This window comes from Oerskovia merdavium (genome assembly GCF_014836755.1).
In the GTDB taxonomy this organism is placed as follows: domain Bacteria; phylum Actinomycetota; class Actinomycetes; order Actinomycetales; family Cellulomonadaceae; genus Oerskovia; species Oerskovia merdavium.
Map to the genome: position 1 here is coordinate 14,601 of NZ_JACSQF010000010.1, position 19,907 is coordinate 34,507.

General features: G+C 71.1%; 21 protein-coding genes. 5 read left to right on the top strand and 16 right to left on the bottom strand.

All coding sequences use genetic code 11. The features are described from left to right. The first annotated feature begins 57 nt into the window (after positions 1-57). From H9641_RS10700 to ppk2, 3 genes are all read left to right on the top strand, one after another. Positions 58-627, top strand: a complete 570-nt coding sequence (locus tag H9641_RS10700) for an NUDIX hydrolase family protein (protein ID WP_191803581.1) — start codon at positions 58-60, stop codon at positions 625-627. Further along, a complete protein-coding gene (locus H9641_RS10705) occupies positions 624-1,304 on the top strand; it encodes a Pr6Pr family membrane protein (protein ID WP_318244520.1) in 681 nt (226 codons plus the stop codon). Before H9641_RS10700 ends, H9641_RS10705 begins: the two co-directional genes overlap by 4 nt. Positions 1,305-1,415: 111 nt before the next feature. Continuing rightward, on the top strand, positions 1,416-2,270 hold the full coding sequence (gene ppk2 / locus H9641_RS10710; protein WP_191803583.1) for a polyphosphate kinase 2: 855 nt from the start codon (positions 1,416-1,418) through the stop codon (positions 2,268-2,270). Between the two features lie 10 nt (positions 2,271-2,280). On the opposite strand, the gene H9641_RS10715 is transcribed toward ppk2, so the two are convergent. Continuing rightward, entirely contained in the window at positions 2,281-3,981 is a 1,701-nt protein-coding gene (locus H9641_RS10715) for an ABC-F family ATP-binding cassette domain-containing protein (RefSeq protein ID WP_191803585.1), read from the bottom strand. A gap of 137 nt (positions 3,982-4,118) precedes the next feature. Between H9641_RS10715 and H9641_RS10720 the strand changes: the two genes are divergently transcribed. Continuing rightward, positions 4,119-4,535: a DUF3054 domain-containing protein gene (locus H9641_RS10720; protein ID WP_191803587.1), complete on the top strand. Its 417-nt coding sequence runs from the start codon at positions 4,119-4,121 to the stop codon at positions 4,533-4,535. 271 nt (positions 4,536-4,806) lie between these two features. Here H9641_RS10720 and rdgB read toward each other — a convergent pair whose 3' ends face one another. The 7 genes from rdgB to clpS all read right to left on the bottom strand — a co-directional run bounded on the left by rdgB (position 4,807) and on the right by clpS (position 9,318). Beyond that, positions 4,807-5,472, bottom strand: coding sequence for an RdgB/HAM1 family non-canonical purine NTP pyrophosphatase (gene rdgB / locus H9641_RS10725; RefSeq protein ID WP_191803830.1), 666 nt, complete (start codon positions 5,470-5,472; stop codon positions 4,807-4,809). A 14-nt stretch (positions 5,473-5,486) separates the two neighbouring features. After that, positions 5,487-6,245 carry a ribonuclease PH gene (rph, locus tag H9641_RS10730; RefSeq protein ID WP_056650494.1) on the bottom strand — a complete coding sequence of 253 codons (759 nt, stop codon included), beginning with the start codon at positions 6,243-6,245 and terminating at the stop codon, positions 5,487-5,489. Between the two features lie 19 nt (positions 6,246-6,264). Further along, positions 6,265-7,131 (bottom strand): MBL fold metallo-hydrolase, encoded by an 867-nt coding sequence (locus H9641_RS10735; RefSeq protein ID WP_191803589.1) that lies wholly within the window; start codon positions 7,129-7,131, stop codon positions 6,265-6,267. Further along, positions 7,131-7,934 carry a glutamate racemase gene (murI, locus tag H9641_RS10740; protein ID WP_056650490.1) on the bottom strand — a complete coding sequence of 268 codons (804 nt, stop codon included), beginning with the start codon at positions 7,932-7,934 and terminating at the stop codon, positions 7,131-7,133. Before murI ends, H9641_RS10735 begins: the two co-directional genes overlap by 1 nt. A 170-nt stretch (positions 7,935-8,104) precedes the next feature. Continuing rightward, a complete protein-coding gene (locus H9641_RS10745; RefSeq protein WP_191803591.1) occupies positions 8,105-8,260 on the bottom strand; it encodes a hypothetical protein in 156 nt (51 codons plus the stop codon). 135 nt (positions 8,261-8,395) lie between these two features. Continuing rightward, a complete protein-coding gene (locus H9641_RS10750; protein ID WP_191803593.1) occupies positions 8,396-9,055 on the bottom strand; it encodes a DUF2017 family protein in 660 nt (219 codons plus the stop codon). After that, positions 9,055-9,318 (bottom strand): ATP-dependent Clp protease adapter ClpS, encoded by a 264-nt coding sequence (gene clpS / locus H9641_RS10755; RefSeq protein ID WP_056651395.1) that lies wholly within the window; start codon positions 9,316-9,318, stop codon positions 9,055-9,057. Before clpS ends, H9641_RS10750 begins: the two co-directional genes overlap by 1 nt. Positions 9,319-9,518: 200 nt before the next feature. Between clpS and H9641_RS10760 the strand changes: the two genes are divergently transcribed. Beyond that, complete coding sequence (locus tag H9641_RS10760) at positions 9,519-10,910, top strand: nicotinate phosphoribosyltransferase (RefSeq protein ID WP_191803595.1); 1,392 nt, start codon at positions 9,519-9,521, stop codon at positions 10,908-10,910. Between the two features lie 204 nt (positions 10,911-11,114). Here H9641_RS10760 and H9641_RS10765 read toward each other — a convergent pair whose 3' ends face one another. The 8 genes from H9641_RS10765 to H9641_RS10800 all read right to left on the bottom strand — a co-directional run bounded on the left by H9641_RS10765 (position 11,115) and on the right by H9641_RS10800 (position 19,812). Next, positions 11,115-12,899, bottom strand: a complete 1,785-nt coding sequence (locus tag H9641_RS10765) for a DEAD/DEAH box helicase (RefSeq protein WP_225220327.1) — start codon at positions 12,897-12,899, stop codon at positions 11,115-11,117. A gap of 62 nt (positions 12,900-12,961) precedes the next feature. Beyond that, positions 12,962-13,312 (bottom strand): DUF3039 domain-containing protein, encoded by a 351-nt coding sequence (locus H9641_RS10770; protein ID WP_191803599.1) that lies wholly within the window; start codon positions 13,310-13,312, stop codon positions 12,962-12,964. A 115-nt stretch (positions 13,313-13,427) separates the two neighbouring features. Then, positions 13,428-14,210 (bottom strand): glucosamine-6-phosphate deaminase, encoded by a 783-nt coding sequence (gene nagB / locus H9641_RS10775; protein WP_191803601.1) that lies wholly within the window; start codon positions 14,208-14,210, stop codon positions 13,428-13,430. Further along, entirely contained in the window at positions 14,210-15,190 is a 981-nt protein-coding gene (locus tag H9641_RS10780) for an ROK family protein (RefSeq protein WP_318244522.1), read from the bottom strand. Before H9641_RS10780 ends, nagB begins: the two co-directional genes overlap by 1 nt. A gap of 1 nt (position 15,191) precedes the next feature. After that, positions 15,192-16,121, bottom strand: coding sequence for a carbohydrate ABC transporter permease (locus H9641_RS10785; protein WP_377622534.1), 930 nt, complete (start codon positions 16,119-16,121; stop codon positions 15,192-15,194). Further along, a complete protein-coding gene (locus tag H9641_RS10790) occupies positions 16,118-17,071 on the bottom strand; it encodes a carbohydrate ABC transporter permease (protein WP_056650470.1) in 954 nt (317 codons plus the stop codon). Before H9641_RS10790 ends, H9641_RS10785 begins: the two co-directional genes overlap by 4 nt. Positions 17,072-17,228: 157 nt before the next feature. Beyond that, on the bottom strand, positions 17,229-18,518 hold the full coding sequence (locus H9641_RS10795; RefSeq protein ID WP_191803603.1) for an extracellular solute-binding protein: 1,290 nt from the start codon (positions 18,516-18,518) through the stop codon (positions 17,229-17,231). Positions 18,519-18,651: 133 nt separating this feature from the next. Further along, entirely contained in the window at positions 18,652-19,812 is a 1,161-nt protein-coding gene (locus H9641_RS10800) for an ROK family transcriptional regulator (protein WP_056650467.1), read from the bottom strand. Positions 19,813-19,907: the final 95 nt, after the last annotated feature.

Sequence of the window (19,907 nt, forward strand, 5' to 3'; positions counted from 1 at the left end):
GTGGTCCCGTCGCTCGCGGTTCAGCGCACAGGAGGGCGTGGGTGGTAGAACAGTCGGGTGACGGACACCGCGGACTTCCCACCCGACGACTTCTCCCGTGAGCTCCCCCAGCCGGCCGGGTGGCTGAGCGCCGAGGACCTCGCGGCCGCGAGGTCGCACCTTCCCCTCGTCTACGTCGACGCCGTCCCGGTCCGGGTCGACGACTCGGGCGATGTCGTCGCGGTGGGCCTGCTCCTGCGCGTGACCCCCGAGGGTCAGATGACCCGGGCGCTCGTGTCCGGGCGCGTGATGTACCACGAGCGGATCCGCGACGCCCTGCTGCGGCACATCGAGAAGGACCTGGGACCTGTGGCCCTCCCCCACGTCCCGGCCTCCCCGCAGCCGTTCACGGTCGCCGAGTACCTCCCCACGCCCGGCATCACGGGCTACCACGACCCGCGGCAGCACGCGGTCTCGCTCGCGTACGTCGTCCCGGTCTCCGGCGACTGCCAGCCCCAGCAGCAGGCGCTCGAGCTCGCGTGGCTCACGCCCGAGCAGGCGTGCAGCGACCAGGTCCAGCTCGAGATGCACGGCGGTCAGGGCACGCTCCTGCGCCAGGCCATGGCGTACGTCGGCCGCCTCACGTGAGCGCCGCGCAGGTCGCCACGCCGTCCCGCACCCGGTGGCGTGGCGTGACGGCCGCCCGCTGGTGGCACGGCGTGGTCGCGGCCATGACGCTGACGGGAGTGGTGTGGGAGCTGTTCGCGACCCTCGGCCGAGGCCCGGAGGCCGGCGACTCGACCGCGACCCTCGTGGTCCACTTCTTCAGCTACTTCACGATCCTGTCGAACCTTCTCGTCGGGGTCACGAGCGCGATGCTCCTCGTGAACCCGGTACGCGACGGGCGCGTGTTCCGCATCGCCCGGCTCGATGCGCTCCTGTGCATCGCGGTGACCGGGATCGTCTACAACACGGTGCTCGCCGGGCTGCAGGAGCTGAGCGTCGCGGGCCTCTTCACGAACCTGTTCATGCACCAGGCCGGTCCGTTGCTCGCGGTCGTCGGGTGGCTCGTCGTGGGCCCCCGCCCGCGCATCGACCCCGCGACGATCTGGTGGTCGGTCGTCGCGCCGCTCGCATGGATCGTCTACATCTTCGTGCAGGGCGCGTTCACCCGCTGGTACCCCTACCCGTTCATGGACGTGACCGAGATCGGGTACCCGCAGGCGGTGCTCAACACGGGGGTCGTGGCCGTGGTGTTCCTGGGCCTCGCGGCCCTGCTGGGCCTGGTCGACCGGCGGATGAAGCCCGCCCCCGCACCGGACTGACGCCTGTTCGCCCCGCGGGCCGTCGGCGCGTGCGGATCTTCACCCGCACGGCTGGGCGAACCGGCTCGCGCGCCTTCCGGAGCCGCCTCCTGCCGGCGGTAGCGTGTCGCCATGTCGAAGACGTCGAAGAAGAAGTCGAAGAAGAACAAGGGCCCGTCCCTGTCCCGTGAGGTCTACGAGGCCGAGCTGTTCCGGCTCCAGGCGGAGCTCGTCAAGCTCCAGCAGTGGACGCAGGCCACGGGCACGCGGGTCGTGGTGATCTTCGAGGGCCGCGACGCCGCGGGCAAGGGCGGCACGATCAAGCGCATCACGCAGTACCTGAGCCCGCGCATCGCACGGATCGCCGCCCTGCCGACCCCCACCGAGCGCGAGCGTTCGGAGTGGTACTACCAGCGCTACATCGCGCACCTGCCGGCGGCGGGCGAGATCGTGCTGTTCGACCGCTCCTGGTACAACCGGGCAGGCGTCGAGAAGGTCATGGGCTTCTGCACGCCTCAGGAGTACCAGCGCTTCATGCGCCAGACCCCGGTCTTCGAGCAGATGCTCATCGACGACGGGATCCTGCTGCGCAAGTACTGGTTCTCCGTCTCGGACGCCGAGCAGCTCAAGCGGTTCCGCTCCCGGCTGTCCGACCCGGTCCGCCAGTGGAAGCTGAGCCCCATGGACCTGGAGTCGATCCACCGCTGGGAGGACTACTCGCGGGCCAAGGACGAGATGATGGTGCACACCGACGTCCCCGAGAGCCCGTGGTTCGTCGTCGAGTCGGACTCCAAGAAGAACGCCCGGCTCAACATGATCGCGCACCTGCTCTCGACCATCCCCTACGTCGACGTGCCGCACGACAAGGTCGAGCTGCCCGACCGGCCCCAGGCGTCGAGCAGCTACGTGCGTCCCCCGCGCGAGCTGGCGAACTACGTCCCCGACCACGTGGCCCAGCTCCTGGGAGACCCCGAGAACGGGTTCTGAGCGGCGCGCCCTAGAGCTCGAGCGTGGGCCAGTCCGCGAAGTCCTCGCGCATCCGGCGGTCGTGCGTCGCCACCACCACGGCCGCAGGGGTCACGCGCAGCGCCTGGGTCAGCTCGTCGACCAGGTCGATCGAGAGGTGGTTGGTCGGCTCGTCGAGCAGCAGGACGTGCGGCACGGCGAGCAGCGCGCGAGCCAGGTCGAAGCGACGCCGCTGCCCTGCGGACAGCTCGCGCAGCGGCCGGTCCAGGTCCTCCTCGGTCAGCAGCCCCAGGAACGCGACGGGCACCAGGTAGTCCGGGTCGAGCGTGCCCGCCGAGAGCAGGTCGAGCGCCTCCTGCGCGTACTCCTCGAAGCCCGTGCGCTCCTCGGCGCCGGCCGGGAGCGCGGGGCCCTCCTGCGCGACGATCCCGACCCGCACGCCCTCGGCGACCGAACGGGTGCCCCGATCGAGACCGATCGTGCCCGCGAGCGCCGCGAGGAGGGTCGACTTGCCCGAGCCGTTCGGCCCGGTGATCAGCAGCCGCCCCGACGGCGGGATCGCGATGCGTGTCCCGGGCAGGTCGAGCCGGGCGCCCGCGGGCACGGCAGCGGGAGCCGGGCCGTCGCCGTCGTCGGGCAGGCCGCCGGGCTCGCCCGGACGCTCGCGCGGGCCCGCGTCGACGCGCGGGCTGCGCACCTCGAGCAGCGGCAGGTCGGGGGCCCACCCGGGCGACATGGCCAGCAGGTCGGGGAAGCGCAGCTCGAGCGGAGGGACGGGGACCTCGACGGCCTCGGCCTCGAGCTTCTGCACGAGCCGGTCCGCGGCCTTGACGTGGATGCGCGCGTGCGTCGCGCGACGGTGCTTCTGGCTGCCTTTGGCGGGACGCCACTCGTCGGAGAGCCCCTCGTACGACGCGTCGAGGCGCTCGGCGAGCTTCTCGGCGCGCTTGCGCTCTGCCCGGTAGCGCTGACGCCACCGGTGCAGGGCCTGGTTCTTGGCGAAGCGGTAGGCGAGGTAGCCCGGCTGCCCGTACAGGACGGGCTTGCCGTCCATCGCCGGGTCGAGGTCGAGGATCTCGGTCGCGACGTCGTCGAGCAGCTGGCGGTCGTGCGTGACCATGACGATCCCGCCGCCCCAGGCCACGATCTCGCCCGTGAGGAAGTCGATGCCGCTCGTGTCGAGGTGGTTGGTCGGCTCGTCCAGGAGCAGGAGGTCGCTGCGCTCGGCCAGGCGGCACGCGAGGCGCACGCGGTAGCGCTCGCCGACCGAGAGCGTCGCGAGCTCGCGGTGCAGGTCGCGGCACGCGCCCAGCCGGGACAGCGCGACCTCGACGCGACGGTCGGCGTCCCACACGGCCAGGTGCTCGGCGCGGGCCAGCACGTCCGAGAGCTCGGCGAGGCTGCCGTGCTCGTGGTCGAAGTCGCGGGTCACGGCGTCGAGCTCTGCTCCCACGGCACGCACGGTCGCGAGGCTCTCGCGGACCAGGTCGCCCACGGTCTGGCCGGGCAGCGGGACGAGCTCCTGCTCGACGACGGCGAGCGAGCCCTGACGGCGCACCTCGCCCCCGCTCGGCGGCAGCGTCCCGGCCAGGACACCCAGGAGCGTCGACTTCCCGCTGCCGTTCTCACCGACCACGCCGAGGCGCGTGCCGGGGGCCACGCGCAGGGAGACGCCCGAGAGGACGGGGCGTCCGGGGTAGGAGAAGGAGAGGTCGTCGACAGCCAGGTGCACGGGTCAACCCTAGAGGGACCTGAAGGGCAGGCGCGCCTCTCTCGCCCCTGCCGCGGCTCGTCCCGGCCCGTGGACGTGGCCCGCGCAACACCTGACGGCGGGCCGTGACCCGGGCGCGCTCCGGTAGCGTCGTGGCCATGACCTCGACGCCTGCCACCGCCCCGAGCCCGCCCCGCCCGACCGTCCGGACGGGCGTCGTCGCCCTGGCCGTCGTGCTCGACGTCGTCGCGGTCCTCGCGTTCGCGGCAGGCGGCCGGGCGACGCACTCGGCGGACAGCCCGCTGACCGCGGTCCTGTCGATCGCCTGGCCCTTCCTCGTGGGCCTCGCGGCGGGCTGGGTCCTGTTGCGCGCGTGGCGGTGGCCGCTCGCGGCCTGGCCGACCGGGGTCGTGCTGTGGGTCACGACGTGGGTCGTGGGGATGGCGCTGCGCTGGGCCACGGGCGAGGGGCTCGCGACCGCGTTCCTCGTGGTCTCCGCGGCGTTCCTGCTCGCGACGCTCGTGGGCTGGCGACTCGTCGCTCTCCTCGTGCTCACGGTGCGCGGGCGCCGGTAGGGCGGTCCGTCGGCCTGGAGCGCCCGGCGGCGCGGGGGCAGGTGGCCCGTCTCGCGACCGGGCACCGGCACCGGTCACCGCTCGATGCCCTGCGCCCCTGGTGCCCAGAACGAGGTCGAGATCGTTCTGACGAGTTTCGTGGCCACGACGTCGTGGTCGAGCGCACGGAATGTCGTTCTCGACGTGCGGCTCGGACGTTCTCGGCCGACACGTCTGGTGGCCTGGCACCGGGCCCCCGCCTGCGGTCAGGCGGGCCACGGCCGGACACCGCTCAGGCGAGCGGCTGGACCTGGACCTCGTCGACCGTCGTCCCGGTGAGCACCGCGACGACCTGGGGCGCGAGAGCGCGGAACGCCTTGCCCCGGTGGCTGATCGCGTTCTTCTCCGCGGCCGACAGCTCGGCGGCAGAGCGGGTCTCGCCGTCGGGCAGGAGGATCGGGTCGTACCCGAACCCGCCCTCGCCGCGCGGGACGGTCAGGAGCGTGCCGCGCATCTCGCCCGTGCGCACCCACTCGCCCCCGTCGGGCGTCACGAGCGCGGCTGCGCACACGAAGCCCGCTGCCCGGTGCCCGGCGGGGACGTCGCCCAGCTGGGCGAGGAGAAGGTCGAGGTTCGCCTGGTCGTCGCCGTGGCGACCGGACCAGCGCGCCGAGAAGATCCCCGGTGCACCGCCCAGGACGTCGACCGCGAGCCCCGAGTCGTCGGCCACGGCGGGCAGGCCGGTCGCCGCAGCGAGAGCGCGGGCCTTGATGAGCGCGTTCTCCGCGAACGTCACGCCGTCCTCGACGGGCTCCGGCGCACCGACCTCACGCGCCGAGACCACGGCCTCGGGCGGCAGGTCGAGGCCCGGCTGGGCCGCGAGGATGGCCCGCAGCTCGGCGAGCTTGCCCACGTTGTGGGTCGCGAGCACGAGCCGTGCGCCGGCCGGGACGCTCACGCCGGACGCAGCGCTCACCGCGACGCCTCGTCGAGCGCGAGCTGCTGGATGATCGCGAGCTCGGACGTCCCGTGGAGCGCGAGGTCCAGCAGGACGTCGAGCTCGGTGCGGTTGAACGGCGCGTGCTCGGCCGTGCCCTGCACCTCGACGAAGTCGCCCGAGCCCGTGACCACCACGTTCATGTCGGTGTCCGCGCGCACGTCCTCGACGTAGGGCAGGTCCAGCATGGGCGTGCCGTCGATGATGCCGACGCTCACGGCCGACACCGAGTCCGTGAGGACCTTCTTGCCGCCCTTGATCGCGCCGTGCTTCTTGCCCCAGGTCACGGCGTCGGCGAGCGCGACGTACGCGCCCGTGATCGCCGCGGTGCGCGTGCCGCCGTCGGCCTGCAGGACGTCGCAGTCGAGCACGATCGTGTTCTCGCCGAGCGCCGAGACGTCGATCACGGCGCGCAGCGAACGGCCGATGAGGCGCGAGATCTCGTGCGTGCGCCCGCCGATGCGGCCCTTGACCGACTCGCGGTCGCTGCGGGTGCTGGTCGCGCGCGGGAGCATCGAGTACTCGGCCGTGACCCAGCCCTGGCCCGAGCCCTTGCGCCAGCGCGGCACGCCCTCGGTGAACGAGGCCGCGCACAGCACGCGCGTGCGGCCGAACTCGACGAGCACGCTGCCCTCCGCGGCGTCGAGCCAGTTCCGGGTGATCGTGACGGGGCGGAGCTCGTCGGGCGCGCGGCCGTCCGCGCGGACGGTCTGGGAGGTGGAGGCTGAAGTCATGGAGCCAGCCTATCCGGGCTCAGAGCGTGAAGACCCGGCCCGTCGCGGCCAGGTCCACCGGACCGTCGTAGACCGCGGTGGCCTCGTCGCGGGCGGCCTGCTTGTCGTTCCACGCGGGCAGGTGCGTGAGGACCAGGCGCTTGGCGCCCGCCGCCGTGGCGACCTCGCCCGCCCGCCTGCCCGTGAGGTGGATGCCGCGGTCGACCGCGTCGTCGCGCCCCTCGTGGAAGGCGGCCTCCGCCAGGAGCAGGTCGGCGTCCCGGGCCAGCTCGACCACGCCGTCGCAGAAGTCCGTGTCCCCCGTGTACGCGAGCGTGACCCGCTCTCCGGGGACCAGGCTCGAGGGCCCGGTCACCCGCACGCCGTAGGCCTCGACCGGGTGATAGACGCGGAACGGCTCGATCTCGAGCGGACCGACCGTGACCACCTGCCCGGGGACCCACGCCCGGAAGTCGAACTGGGACCCGAGCGACTCCCCCGCCTCCAGACCGTAGGTCGCCCCGATCCTCTCGGCCGTGTTCGAGGGACCCCAGACCGGCAGGGTGGCCGCGGCGTCCTGCACGACGGACCCGTCGGTCGCCGCCTGCGCCACCGCGGCCGTACCCGACGCCGCGGCGAGCCGGTCCGGGTGGTACTTGAGGTACACGTACAGACCGCACACGTCGACGAAGTGGTCGGGGTGCAGGTGGGACAGGCCGATCGCGTCGAGCCGGCGCGGGTCGAGGATGCCCTGGAGCGCGCCGAGCGCACCGTTGCCCATGTCGAGCAGGAGGTTCCACTCCCGCCCGTCCGGTGAGTCGGTGCCGGGCACCTGGACCAGGTACGAGGACGCGGGAGAGTCGGGGCCGGCGAACGAGCCGGAGCAGCCGACGACGACCAGCCGCATCAGACGGCCTCCACCAACGAGACCTCAGGCCCGAGGAAGCGACGCGCGAGCTGGTCGAACGGCTCGGCGCTGCCCGTCGCACGGAAGCGGTGGCGCGGGGCGCCCGCCTCGCGCGAACGCTCCAGGCCGTGCGCGACGAGCGTGCGGTAGACGTCCTTCGCGGTCTCCTCGGCGCTCGAGACCAGCGTGACCTCGTCGCCCATGACGTACGAGATGGCGCCCGCGAGCAGCGGGTAGTGCGTGCAGCCCAGCACCAGGGTGTCAACCCCGGCGGCGCGGACCGGGGCGAGGTACTCGTGCGCGATCTCCAGGACCTCGGGGCCCGAGGTCACCCCGGCCTCGACGAGACGGACGAACTCCGGGCACGCCTGGGACGTGAGCCGCAGGCCCGGGGCCACGGCGAACGCGTCGTCGTAGGCGCGCGACTCGATGGTCCCCCGCGTCCCGATCACGCCGATGTTCCCTGTGCGGGTCGCTGCGACCGCGCGGCGTGCCGCCGGCAGGATGACCTCGATGACGGGCATCCCGTAGCGCGCGGTGTAGCGCTCGCGGGCGTCGCGCAGCACCGCGGACGACGCCGTGTTGCACGCGATGACGAGCATCTTGACGCCCTCGTCGACCAGCTGGTCCATGATCGAGAGCGCCATGGCGCGCACCGCGGCGAGCGGCTTGGGCCCGTACGGGCTGTTCGCGGTGTCCCCGATGTACAGCAGCGACTCGTTCGGCAGCTGGTCGAGGATCGAGCGGGCGACGGTGAGTCCCCCGACTCCCGAGTCGAAGATGCCGATGGGTGCGTCGTTCACGGGGTCGAGCCTAGTGCCGCCCACGCCGGTTCGGTGGTCCCGGCGCCCCGGCGCCCTCTGTGTCACCGAACACAGGCGACCACGAGGCACGACGAAGGGCGCCGCACGTGCGTGCGACGCCCTCCGGTCCTGGCCCCGGGCCCGCCTGTCAGGACGGCGGCCCGGGATGCCTAGACCTTCGCCTTGCCCCGTCCGACCAGCCCCACGACGAGGCTGACGACGAGCACGATGATGCCGAGCCAGATCAGGAACTTCGCTGCTTCGACGGCCACACCGAACACGAGCAGCACGACTCCGACGAGCAGGATGATGAGCCACGTAGGCATGTTGTCCCTCTTTCTCTCGGCCGGGACGCGGACGTCCCGGTTCAACAAGGACAATCCTGGCACCACTTCACCCTCTGCGCATCTTGACAGAAATGTGGCGAGTGACTTACAAGCGTGCTACATGGCGCGTACGGCTCAGCGGGGCGAGCGGCGGACCTCGGCCAGCATCAGGTCCACCAGCGACTCCTGGAGCCAGCCGGACATGAGGAACACGCTCGCGAGGAACCGCCGGGCGGCGTCAGGAGCGCCCTCGTCCTCCTCGACGTCGGCGGCCTCGCGCGCGAGGACCTCGTCGTGCAGGTCCTCCACCTGGTCGTCGGTGCGCAGGTCGAGGCGCTCCGCCAGGACGACCCGGACGTCGGTGAGGGCCCCCGCGACGCGACGTGCGTCGTCGGGCCGGACGACCAGGGGCGTGAGCACCTCCGCGTCCTGCGGGTCTCCCGCGAGCAGGAGGTCCGCGAGCAGCAGCAGCCGCTGCGACTTCTCGGCGGCCAGGTCGCCCTGGGTGAACCGCCGGAACTCGGCCGAGACCCCCGCGTCCTCGGGCGCCGCGTCAGGGAGCAGACGGCGGACCGCGGGATCCGTGGGCGCGCGCACCTCCTCGGGGGGCGCGGTGAGCGGCGCGACGCCCTCGATGGTCGCCGCCTCCGACGGCGGCGCGGCCTCCTCGCTCCCGGGGCCCGCCTGCTCCTGCAACAGCTCGACGACGTCACCCACGACGTGCGCGAGGACGAGCCGCTCGGCGGCGCTCAGCTCCGCGACGTAGCCGCGGCGTGCCCGACGGAACGGGCGCACTACTCCCCGCTCCGCTGCATCGTGGCCCACAGCCCGAACTCGTGCATCGCCTGCACGTCCACCTCGACCTTCTCCCGCCCGCCGGACGAGACCACCGCCCGACCCTCGTGGTGCACCTGGAGCATGAGCGTCTTGGCCTTCTGCTGGCTGTAACCGAAGTAGCTCTCGAACACGTAGCTGACGTAGCTCATGAGATTCACCGGGTCGTTCCACACGAGGGTCACCCAGGTGTCGGCGAGGGAGAGCCCCTCCCGCGTGTCGATCTCCTCGTCGAGGCGAGGCCCCGCTGTCGCCGTTCCAGTCACGACCCCACTCTATGCGGTACCCCACCTCGCACCGCGCGCCGTCCATGCGCAGGTGGGAGGGCTGAACGCGGGGTGCACGGCGACGCTGTGGACCGGGCGCGCGTCCGTGGGAGCAGGCGCGCACGCCCCTCGGGCCGCTTCTGCCCTAGGTTGGGCACATGAGTCCCGCAGACCGCCCGGGCACCGGCGCCCCGGCCGCTCACCATGCCCCGTTCGCACCCTCCGCCCAGTCCTCGCTGCTGACCGACCGCTACGAGCTCACCATGCTCCAGGCCGCGCTCGCCGACGGCACCGCCGAGCGGCACTGCCTCTTCGAGGTCTTCACGCGACGCCTGCCCGCGGGCCGCCGCTACGGCGTGCTCGCCGGGACCGGCCGCGTCCTCGAGTCGCTCGCGACGTTCCGGTTCACCGACCTCGAGCTCGACTGGCTCCGCCAGGCGGACGTGGTCGACGACCGCACCCTCGACTACCTCGCCGGCTACCGGTTCACGGGCTCGATCACGGGGTACGCGGAGGGCGACGTGTTCTTCCCGCAGTCCCCCGTCATGGTCGTCGAGGGCACGTTCGCCGAGGCCGTGCTGCTCGAGACGCTCGTGCTCTCGATCCTCAACTACGACTCCGCGGTCGCCTCGGCCGCCTCGCGCATGACGAGCGCCGCCGTCGAACGCCCGTGCCTCGAGATGGGCTCGCGTCGCGCGAACGAGCACGCCGCCGTCGCGGCGGCCCGCGCCGCGGCCGTCGCGGGGTTCGCGGGCACGTCCAACCTCGAGGCCGGGCGCCGGTACGGGATCGAGACGATCGGCACCGCCGCGCACGCGTTCACGCTCCTGCACGACGACGAGCCCTCGGCCTTCGCGGCCCAGGTCGCCTCCCTGGGAACGGGCACAACCCTCCTCGTCGACACCTACGACGTCCGCCAGGGCGTCAAGAACGCGATCGCGGCGGCCGGGACCGGGCTCGGGGCCGTACGACTCGACTCCGGTGACCTCGGCATCCAGGCGGTCGAGGTCCGCAAGCAGCTCGACGGCCTGGGCGCCCGGGACACCCGGATCACCGTGACCTCCGACCTCGACGAGTACGCGATCGCGGCGCTCGCGGCGGCGCCCGTCGACGCCTACGGCGTGGGCACCTCGCTCGTGACGGGCTCGGGCGCCCCGACCTGCGGCATGGTCTACAAGCTCGTGTCGCGCGCCGACGCCGACGGGATCCTGCAGCCCGTCGCCAAGGCGTCGACCGCCAAGACCAGCACGGGCGGGCGCAAGTCCGCCGCCCGCCAGTTCGGCGACGACGGGCGAGCCGTCGCCGAGGTCCTCGTCACCGGACCCGACGAGGCCGTGACCGCTTGGGAACCTGCCGACGACGAGGACTTGCGTCCCCTGCACGTCCCGCTCGTCGTGGACGGCGCCGTCGACTCCCGCTGGATCGGCGCGTACGGGGTGCACAACGCGGCGAGACGCCATGCCGAGGCACGAGCCGAGCTCCCCCGCGGCGCCCGGCGACTGTCCGCGGGCGACCCTGCGCTGCCGACCGTCGTCCGCCGGCTCGACTGAGCGCGCGTCAGGTCCTGATGGCGGCGGCGCTCCGGGCTTGCCGGTGTGCCCCGGCTCCCGGTCGCTCCCGACGGGTGAACGGGCTCTCTCGGCGGGCCGGACCGTCGACCACGACCTGACGTCTCGATGCCAGAGGGCCCGCACGCTCGCCGAGCATGCGGGCCCTCTGCGGTCACGGAGCACGTGCTCCCGCGACGACGGTCGCTACTTCTTGCCCACGAACCAGCCGCGGAGCACCGCCACGCGCGCGTCGAGCTGGGCGACCGTCGCGAGCGGGACCTCCGGCCCCCCGCACCGCCGACGCAGCTCGGTGTGGACCGTGCCGTGCGGCTGCCCGCTCCGGCGCGCCCAGGCGCCGACGAGCTGGGACAGCTCCTTGCGCAGCTCGGCGGCGCGCCGGTGCTCGAGCTCGCTGCGCTCGGCCTCCGAGCTCCTGGCCTTCTTGGAGCGAGCCGTCATCTGGTCGGCCTGGCGCTGACGCAGCAGGCTCGTGACCTGGTCCGCGTCCAGCAGGCCGGGCAGCCCCAGGAAGTCCTGCTCCTCGTCCGACCCGACGTCGGCCTCGGTCCCGAACTCTCCGCCGTCGAACAGCACGCGGTCGAACGAGGCCTGCGCCTCGAGGGCCTGGAACGAGCCCTGCATGCCGTCCGCGAGGTCGTCGGACGCCTTGTCCTCCCGGTTCGCCGCCGCCATGAGCGCGTCCTCGGGGTTGTACATGTCCCCCTGCTCCTCGGCCGTGAGCGGGCGGTCGAGCGCGTGGTCCCGCTCGAGCTCGAGGCCGTTGGCGAGCGCCAGGAGGTGCGGCACGCTGGGGAGGAAGACCGACGCCGTCTCGCCGCGGCGTCGAGCACGCACGAACCGCCCCACCGCCTGGGCGAAGAACAACGGCGTCGCGGTCGACGTCGCGTACACGCCCACCGCGAGCCGCGGCACGTCGACGCCCTCGGAGACCATGCGGACCGCCACCATCCACCGGGCGTCACCGTCGGAGAACTCGTCGATCCGCCCGCTCGCACCCTCGTCGTCGGACAGCACGACCGTGGGCGACTTCCCCGTGATGCGCGCCAGGTGCCCGGCGTAGGCGCGGGCGTCGGTCTGGTCGGTCGCGATGACCAGGCCGCCCGCGTCGGGGATCGCCCGACGGACCTCGGTCAGGCGCTTGTCCGCCGCTGCCAGGACCGAGGGGATCCACTCACCCTCCGGGTCCAGCGCGGTCCGCCACGCCTGGCCCGTCATGTCCTTGGTCAGCGCCTCGCCCAGACGCGCGCTGACCTCGTCGCCCGACTTGGTCCGCCACCGCATCTGCCCCGAGTAGGACAGGAAGATCACGGGCCGCACCACGTGGTCGCGCAGCGCGTCGCCGTAGCCGTAGGTGTAGTCGGCCGACGAACGCCGGATCCCGTCCGGCCCCCGCTCGTACGTGACGAACGGGATCGCAGCGGTGTCCGAGCGGAAGGGCGTGCCGGTCAGCGCCAGGCGCCTGGTGGCCGGCTCGAACGCGTCCCGGACCGCCTCTCCCCACGACAGCGCGTCGCCGCCGTGATGGACCTCGTCCAGGATGACGAGGGTCCGCTCGGCCTCGGTGCGCGCCGTGTGGAGCGCCGGCTTGGCGGCCACCTGGGCGTACGTCAGGGCGACCCCGTCGTAGCCCGCGCCGTGGCGGCCCTGGCTGTTGCGGAAGTTCGGGTCGATGCGGATCCCGACACGCGCGGCCGCGTCGGCCCACTGGTGCTTGAGGTGCTCGGTGGGCGCGACGACCGTCACGCGCCGGACGACCCCCTGCTCGAGGAGCTCGGTCGCGACGCGCAGCGCGAACGTCGTCTTGCCCGCGCCGGGGGTCGCGACCGCGAGGAAGTCACGCGGCGCGCGCGCACGGTAGGTCTCGAGCGCCTCCGCCTGCCACGCGCGCAGCTTGGAGGCGGTGCCCCAGGGAGCACGACGAGGGAATGCGGGCGACAGGTGCGAGGCAGCGGCCGACGAAGCCCCCAGGGGCGCTGAGGGGGGAAGGTTCGAGGACGGGCGAGCGGACGAGTTCGAGAGAGGCTGTCCACTCACTTGCCGGAATCACCCTCGCCGTCCTGCGGGGCGCGAAGGCCGTCGTAGATCTCCTTGCACGTGGGGCAGACCGGGAACTTCTTGGGGTCTCGACCCGGGACCCAGACCTTGCCGCACAGTGCGATCACGGGCTTGCCGGACAACGCCGACTGCATGATCTTCTCCTTGCGCACGTAGTGCGCAAAACGCTCGTGATCCCCCGGCTCGACCTCGGCCGTGGTCTCCGTGCGCTCGAGGACGCTCGTCGACGTCCCGCCGCTCGGGTCACTGTCCGGAACGAGCGGTTCCGGTCCGGACGGGCTGCCTGCGCCGGGTCCGCTGGTGGGGATGGTCAAGGGTTCGATCATGGTCTCGAGTCTACGTCGGGGAAGAAGAGACCCGCCGACCCAGGTCAGGGGCGTGACCAGGGTCGGCGGGTTGTCCAGCGGCCCGCCCTGGAGGGGCGGCGTCGGAGAGCTGGGGTCAGAGACCCTGCCACTCCGGCTTCGAGAGGAACGTCTGGCGGTAGTAGTCGCCGAGCTGCAGGCGCGAGGCCGCGGCGTCGTCCACGAGGACCGTCGCGTGCGGGTGCATCTGCATGATCGTCGCGGGCCACATCGCCGACACGGGGCCCTCGACGAGCTGGTGGACCGCCTCGGCCTTGCCCTTGCCCGAGGCGAGGAGCACGAGGTGCTTGGCAGACATGATGGTCGCCAGCCCCTGCGTGAGGCAGTGCTGAGGCACCTGGGCGAGGTCGTCGCCGAAGAAGCGGGCGTTGTCCTCACGGGTCTGTGCGGTCAGCGTCTTGATGCGCGTCCGCGAGGCGAGCGACGAGCCGGGCTCGTTGAACGCGATGTGCCCGTCGGTGCCGATCCCGAGGATCTGCAGGTCGACGCCACCGGCGTCGACGATCTTGCGCTCGTAGTCGGCGCACGCGGCGACCAGGTCCTCGGCGTTGCCGTCGGGACCCTGCACCGCACCGGGGGCGAAGTCGACGCGCGAGGCGATCTCCTTCTCGATGACGTTGCGATAGCGCTCCGGGTGGTCCTCCGCGATGCCGACGTACTCGTCGAGCATGAAGGCCCTGGCCTGCGCGAACGAGAGACCTTCCTCGGTGTGGCGCCGGACCAGCTCGTCGTAGACCTTCAGCGGGCTCGAGCCGGTGGCCAGGCCGACGACCGCGGTCGGGGTCGCGCGGACCAGCTTGTCGATCGCTTCTGCGGCGAGCACCGCGAGCTGATCGGCGGGGGCAATGACAACTTCCATCAGGACACCTTCCTACGGCCGGCGATGGCTGCTCCCACCGCGGCAACGGGCACATCACTCGGAGCCAGAGAGACACGCTTCTCGAGCTCCAGGGAGGACAAGAACGGCGACGTGCTCGACTGCGCGACGAGCGCGCTGCGCACCACGTCGAGGAGAGGCTGGCCGAGACCGGTGACCCCTCCCCCGAGGACGACGTGCCGGACGTCGACCGTCAGCTCGAGGATGCGGATCGCGCTCGCCACCGCTGCGGCGAACTCGTCCCTGATCCTCAGCGCTTCCGAGTCTCCGGCCGCTGCCGCCTCGAAGAGCTCCGCGGGGGCCGGGCGACCGAACCTCGAGGGCCACCGCGCACTGAGCGCGGTCCCCGAAGCATAGGTCTCGACGCAGCCCCGCTGACCGCACGCGCACAGGGGACCCTCTGGATTGATCGGGATGTGTCCGATCTCACCAGCAGCCCCGCTCACGCCTCGTCGGAGCTCACCCCCCAGGACGATGCCTGCCGCGAGCCCCGTCCCCAGCGCGAGGAACGCCAGGTCCTGACCTTCGGGGCCCATGGCGTGCGAGGCACCCAGCGCGGCGACGTTCAGGTCGTTGTCCACGTCCACCGGGATCCCGCCGAAGAGCGCCGAGAGCTCGCGGGCCAGCCCGAACGGCTCGCCCTCGATCCCGAGGTTCACCGCGTGCATCACCGATCCGCTCTGCGGGTCGACCAGCCCGGGCACGCCCAGGCCGAGGCCCGCGAGCGCGGCGGGCGCGAGGCCCGCCGCGTCCGTCAAGGACCTGACGGCCTGGGCCGCGCTCGAGACCACGCCCTGCGGGCCGCGGACGGTCGGCAGCTTGACCGACCCCTCGATCGCTCCGTCCGGTCCGAGCAGCACGCCCAGGACCTTGGTCCCGCCGACGTCCAGCCCGACCGAATGGCCGCCCGGCAGTGCGGCTGCCTCGCCGAGCGACGAGGCAGCCGTGCTCACCTCGCTCACGTCAGCCCTTCACCGCACCTGAGACGAGACCGCCGGTCATCCGCCCCTGGACGATGAGGAAGAAGATGACGACCGGGATCGCGATCAGCACCGAGCCAGCCATCAGGCCGCCCCAGTTGGTGGCCTGCGTGGCCTGCTGGAACGTGCGCAGCCAGAGCGGCAACGTCATGGACTCCGGACGGGTCATGATGATCAGCGCCATCACGAACTCGTTCCAGGCCTGGATGAACGCGAAGACGCCGGTCGCCACGAGGCCCGGTGCCAGCAGCGGGAACGTGATCCGCCAGAAGGCCTTGGCGCGCGAGCAGCCGTCGATCATGGCTGCCTCCTCGAGCTCGGCCGGGACCCCGGCGACGAACCCGCGCAGCGTCCAGATCGTGAAGGGCAGGACGCCCGACAGGTAGACGATGCCCAGGCCGATGATCGAGTTGAGGAGCTGCCACCCGTCGATGATCCGGAAGATCGAGATCATCATGGCCTCGCCCGGGATCATCTGGACCGCGAGGATCGCGATGATGAACGCCTTGCGGCCCTTGAAGTTGAACCGGGTAACGGCGAGCGACGCCAGGAACGCCAGGACCATGGACACGATCAGCACGAAGAACGTGACCAAGACCGAGTTGCCCAGGGCGGGCAGGAACGGCGCGCGCTCCTGGTTGAAGATCGCGTTCTTGTAGTTGTCGATCGTGAACGAGGAGCCGGGGAAGAACGTCAGGTCCGTGCTGCGGATCATGTTCGTCGGCAGGAAGGACGAGTTGATCATCCAGTAGACCGGGAACGCCGAGGCCGCGAAGACGATCACGGCGATCACGCTGTAGACGACGTTCGAGACCTTCTTGCGCTGTCCCTCACGGGTCTTGCGCGGGCCGCTCCCCGAGGACCGAGGTGCCGTCGTGGCAGTCCCCGCGACGGTCGGGTTGAGGGTGCTCACAGCTCTTCCTCCTTGACGGTCTGGCGCACGTAGTAGTACGAGATCCCCATCATGATGAACACCAGGATGACGGCGATGGCGCTCGCGGTGCCGTAGTGCCCCTGGGCCATGCCCATCTGGTAGATGTACACGCCGATGGTGTTGGTCTTCTCGGCGATGCCACCGATGCCCTGGAGCACGAAGATCTGGGTGAAGACACGCAGGTCCCAGATGATCGACAGGATGATGAGGACGACGATGATGCTGCGCACGTAGGGGACCATGATCAGTCGGAAGCGCTGGGCCGGCGTCGCACCGTCGAGCGAAGCGGCCTCGAGGACCTCACCGGGAACCTGGGTCAGGCCGGCGTACATCGTGAACGCCACGAACGGCACGCTCTGCCAGACGATGATCAAGGCAGCCACGATGTAGAACATCAGGGGGTTGATGAGCCACGAGTGGCCCATCCAGTTGTCCCCCGTGATCTTCGTCAGCACGTTGTTGACCACGCCGTACTGGGTGTCGAAGATCCAGCCCCACACGATCACCGCGGCGAGGGCGGGCATGGCCCAGGCCAGCAGCAGGCCGATCGAGACGAGCAGACGGAAGAACTTGTTGAGGCGCATCATCAGCAGGGCGAGCAGGATGCCGATCGCCATGGTGAGGAACACGCAGACCACCATGAAGGCGAAGCTGCGGGCGAGGACCGTCCAGAAGACCGGGTCGGTGAGCGTGTCGGTGTAGTTCTGGAAACCCACCCATTCGGCGGGGACTCCCATGAGCTGGGCGCGCTCGTACTTCTGGAACGACATGATGAAGAGGTTGACCAACGGGTACCCGACCATGATGGCCAGGACCAGGAGGCTAGGGGCCAGCAAGAGCCAGGGCAGCTTGGATGACCGCTTCTTCGGGGGCTTGAGAGTGTCCTTCAGCTCGACCGCTGGGGACGACTCGAGGGTGGATGAGCTCATTTTCTCACTCCGTCGAGGGCTTGCACGGTTCGAGCAGGACCGTGCGGAGGCAGGTGGTGCGAGGGTGTCCAGTCATGCCGAGGGGTGGGAGCTCCGCGGAACTCCCACCCCTGCGGCACCTGGTCGGCGATCCTCCCTCACGGAGGATCACCTGGGATCAGCTGTTGAGCGTCGACTCGATCTGCTCGTCGAGCTTCGTGGCGATCGCCTGGACGTCCCCACCCTGAGCGAGCTGGACGAACGCGTCCTGGAGGTAGCGCTTGGCCTCGACGTCGGCCCACTTCGGGGAAGCCGGGGTCAGCTTGGCAGCGGCCGCGGCAGCAGCACCCGCCTGCGTGATCTCGTCGTCCGGCAGGAACTTGGCCTGCGAGACCTTGGCCGGGATCAGGCCGTTGGTGGCCATGATCTCCTGGTAGCCGTCGCTCAGCATGATCTCGAGAGCGCTGAGGGCGAGCTCCTGGTTCTGGGACTTGGTCGCGACGGCGATGTTCGAGCCACCGGCCATGACCTGGGCGGCCGTGCCGGCCTCCTTGCCCGGGAGGGCGAAGGCGTGCAGGTCCGAGCCGTAGGTCGTGGCGCAGCCAGGCGCCTCGGCCGTCTCCTCAGCCTTGATGGACCACTGAACCCACGTCGGCGCGGAGAGGAAGCCGATGTTGCCCTCGCAGAAGGGGATCTGCTGGTCGGTCTCCTGGCCGTCCTTCGGAGCCTTCGAGGCCGTCAGCATGACGTCCTGGATCTGCTCGAGGCCCTTGATGCCGCCCTCGGAGGAGAAGCCGGCCTCCCACTTGTCGCCCTTCTTCTCGGCGATGAAGCCACCGTTCTCCCAGATGTAGGGGAGACCGTTGTACCAGTCCTGGCCGGGCCAGTAGATGCCCGAGCGTGTGTCGGTCGTGAGGGCCTTGCCCTGCGCGACGTAGTCGTCGAGGGTCTCGGGGGCGACGAAGCCGTCGCCGACGATCTGCTGCGAGTAGAAGACTGCACGCGCACCGGAGTAGTACGGGGCCGCGTAGAACTTCTCGTCGTACGTGCCGGCCTCGACGAAGCCGGGGAGCAGGTCGTCGCCGCCGAGCGCCTCGTACTTGTCCGTCAGGTCGGTGAAGAAGCCGGCCGAGGTGAAGGCGGCGGCCTGCGTGTTACCGACCTCGACGACGTCGGGGCTGTCGGAGCTGGCGAGCGAGGTCGTGAGCTTGTCGACCAGACCGGTCCAGGACTGCTCCTCGATCGTGAGGGTAGAACCGGGGTTCTCCTTCTCGAAGGTCGTCTTGAGGTACTCGCGAGCGTCCGCGGGTGTGTCGGTGCCGACGAGCCAGACGCGGATGTCGCCCGTCTTGGCAGCGTCGCCAGAGGCGCCGTCGGAGCCGGAGTCGCCGGAGCCACACGCGGTGAGCGCGAGCGCCAGGGTGATCGTCGAAGCCACCGTGGTGGCGACGAGGCGGTTCCTCTTCACTGGGGTACTTCCTCTCGGTAATTCGAAGTGGCGGCGTCGATGACACCACCTGAGGTGATACGGGAGGTACTGCGGTACTGCTACTGGGATTACTGCAGGACCGGGTCGGCCGGGCGACGACCGTGAGCCGAGCTCACGAGACGCCCAGCTGGCCGGACAGGATGAGGACGGCTGCCCCCGCGAGGACGACGTCCTCGTCGAGCGAAGCCATCCGGAGCTCGAGACCGGCGTTGATCGCCGGCATGGTCCGAGCGTTGATGGTGTCGATCGCCGCATCACGGAGAGGACCGTCGAGCAGGTCCGCGGGACCGCTGATGAGGATCTCGCCGAGGTTGAGCGCTGAGACAACAGGAGCGAGGGCGATGCCCAGGAGCCTGCCGACCGACGCCAGGACGGCATCGGAAGCTTCTTTGTCGAGCCCTTCGACCGCACGGCGGAGAGCCGGCACGGACAGGATGGTCTCGAGGCAGCCCGTGCGTCCGCAGGCGCAGGGCAGTCCGTCGTCGACGACGGTGACGTGCCCGAGCTCACCGGCTGCGTCGACCGCGCCGCGCACCCTGGACCCGTCGAGCATGATGCCGGCCCCGACCCCCTCGCCGACCGTGAGGACCATGAGTCCCGTGCCGTCAGCGCCACCGAAGGTGAACTCGCCGAGCGCGGCGATGTTCGCGTCGTTCGCGACGTGGACGGGAAGTGCGAGGCTCTCCGCGAGCTGCTCGGCCAGGGGCACGTCGTACCAGCGGCGGTTCGGGGCCTCGATGACACGGCCCGCGGTGTCGACGACACCGGGCGAACCGATGCCCACGCCGAGGACCGGTCGCGTCGCGACCGCGATGAGCCCGCGGCAGAAGCGCGTGAGGAGGTCGACCAGCTCGGTGCCGGCACGGCCCTCGATCGCGAGGCTCTGGCGGACCACGAAGTCGCCCGTGAGAGACATGACCGCACCGCGCATGAGCGCGTCGTCCGTCAGGTCGACCGAGACGATCTGGTAGGCGCTGGTCCGCATCCCGATGAGGATCGCGGGCTTGCCCACACGCTGGCCGGGACGGATGCCCAGCTCCTCGACCAGGCCCTCGGCGATGAGCACCGAGACCAGGTCGGAGATGGTCACCCTCGTCAGCGAGGTGGCGCGAGCGAGGTCTGCGCGCGAGGTGGGGCCCTCGTGGAACAGGTGCTGGAGGACCAACGACCGGTTGTGCGCACGAGCGTGCTCGGGGAGCACCTTGGAGGTGGGTCGGAGGCCTGTGCTCAGACCCCTCCGTGCTGCTGCACTTCTCGTGACTGCCGTTGTCATGTTTGTTAGTAGACCTCCTTTACTAAGCGCATGTCAACCCGTTCAGCGTGTCGTGTCCAAACCGTTGTACTTCGTTCACACTCCCGCGATATACC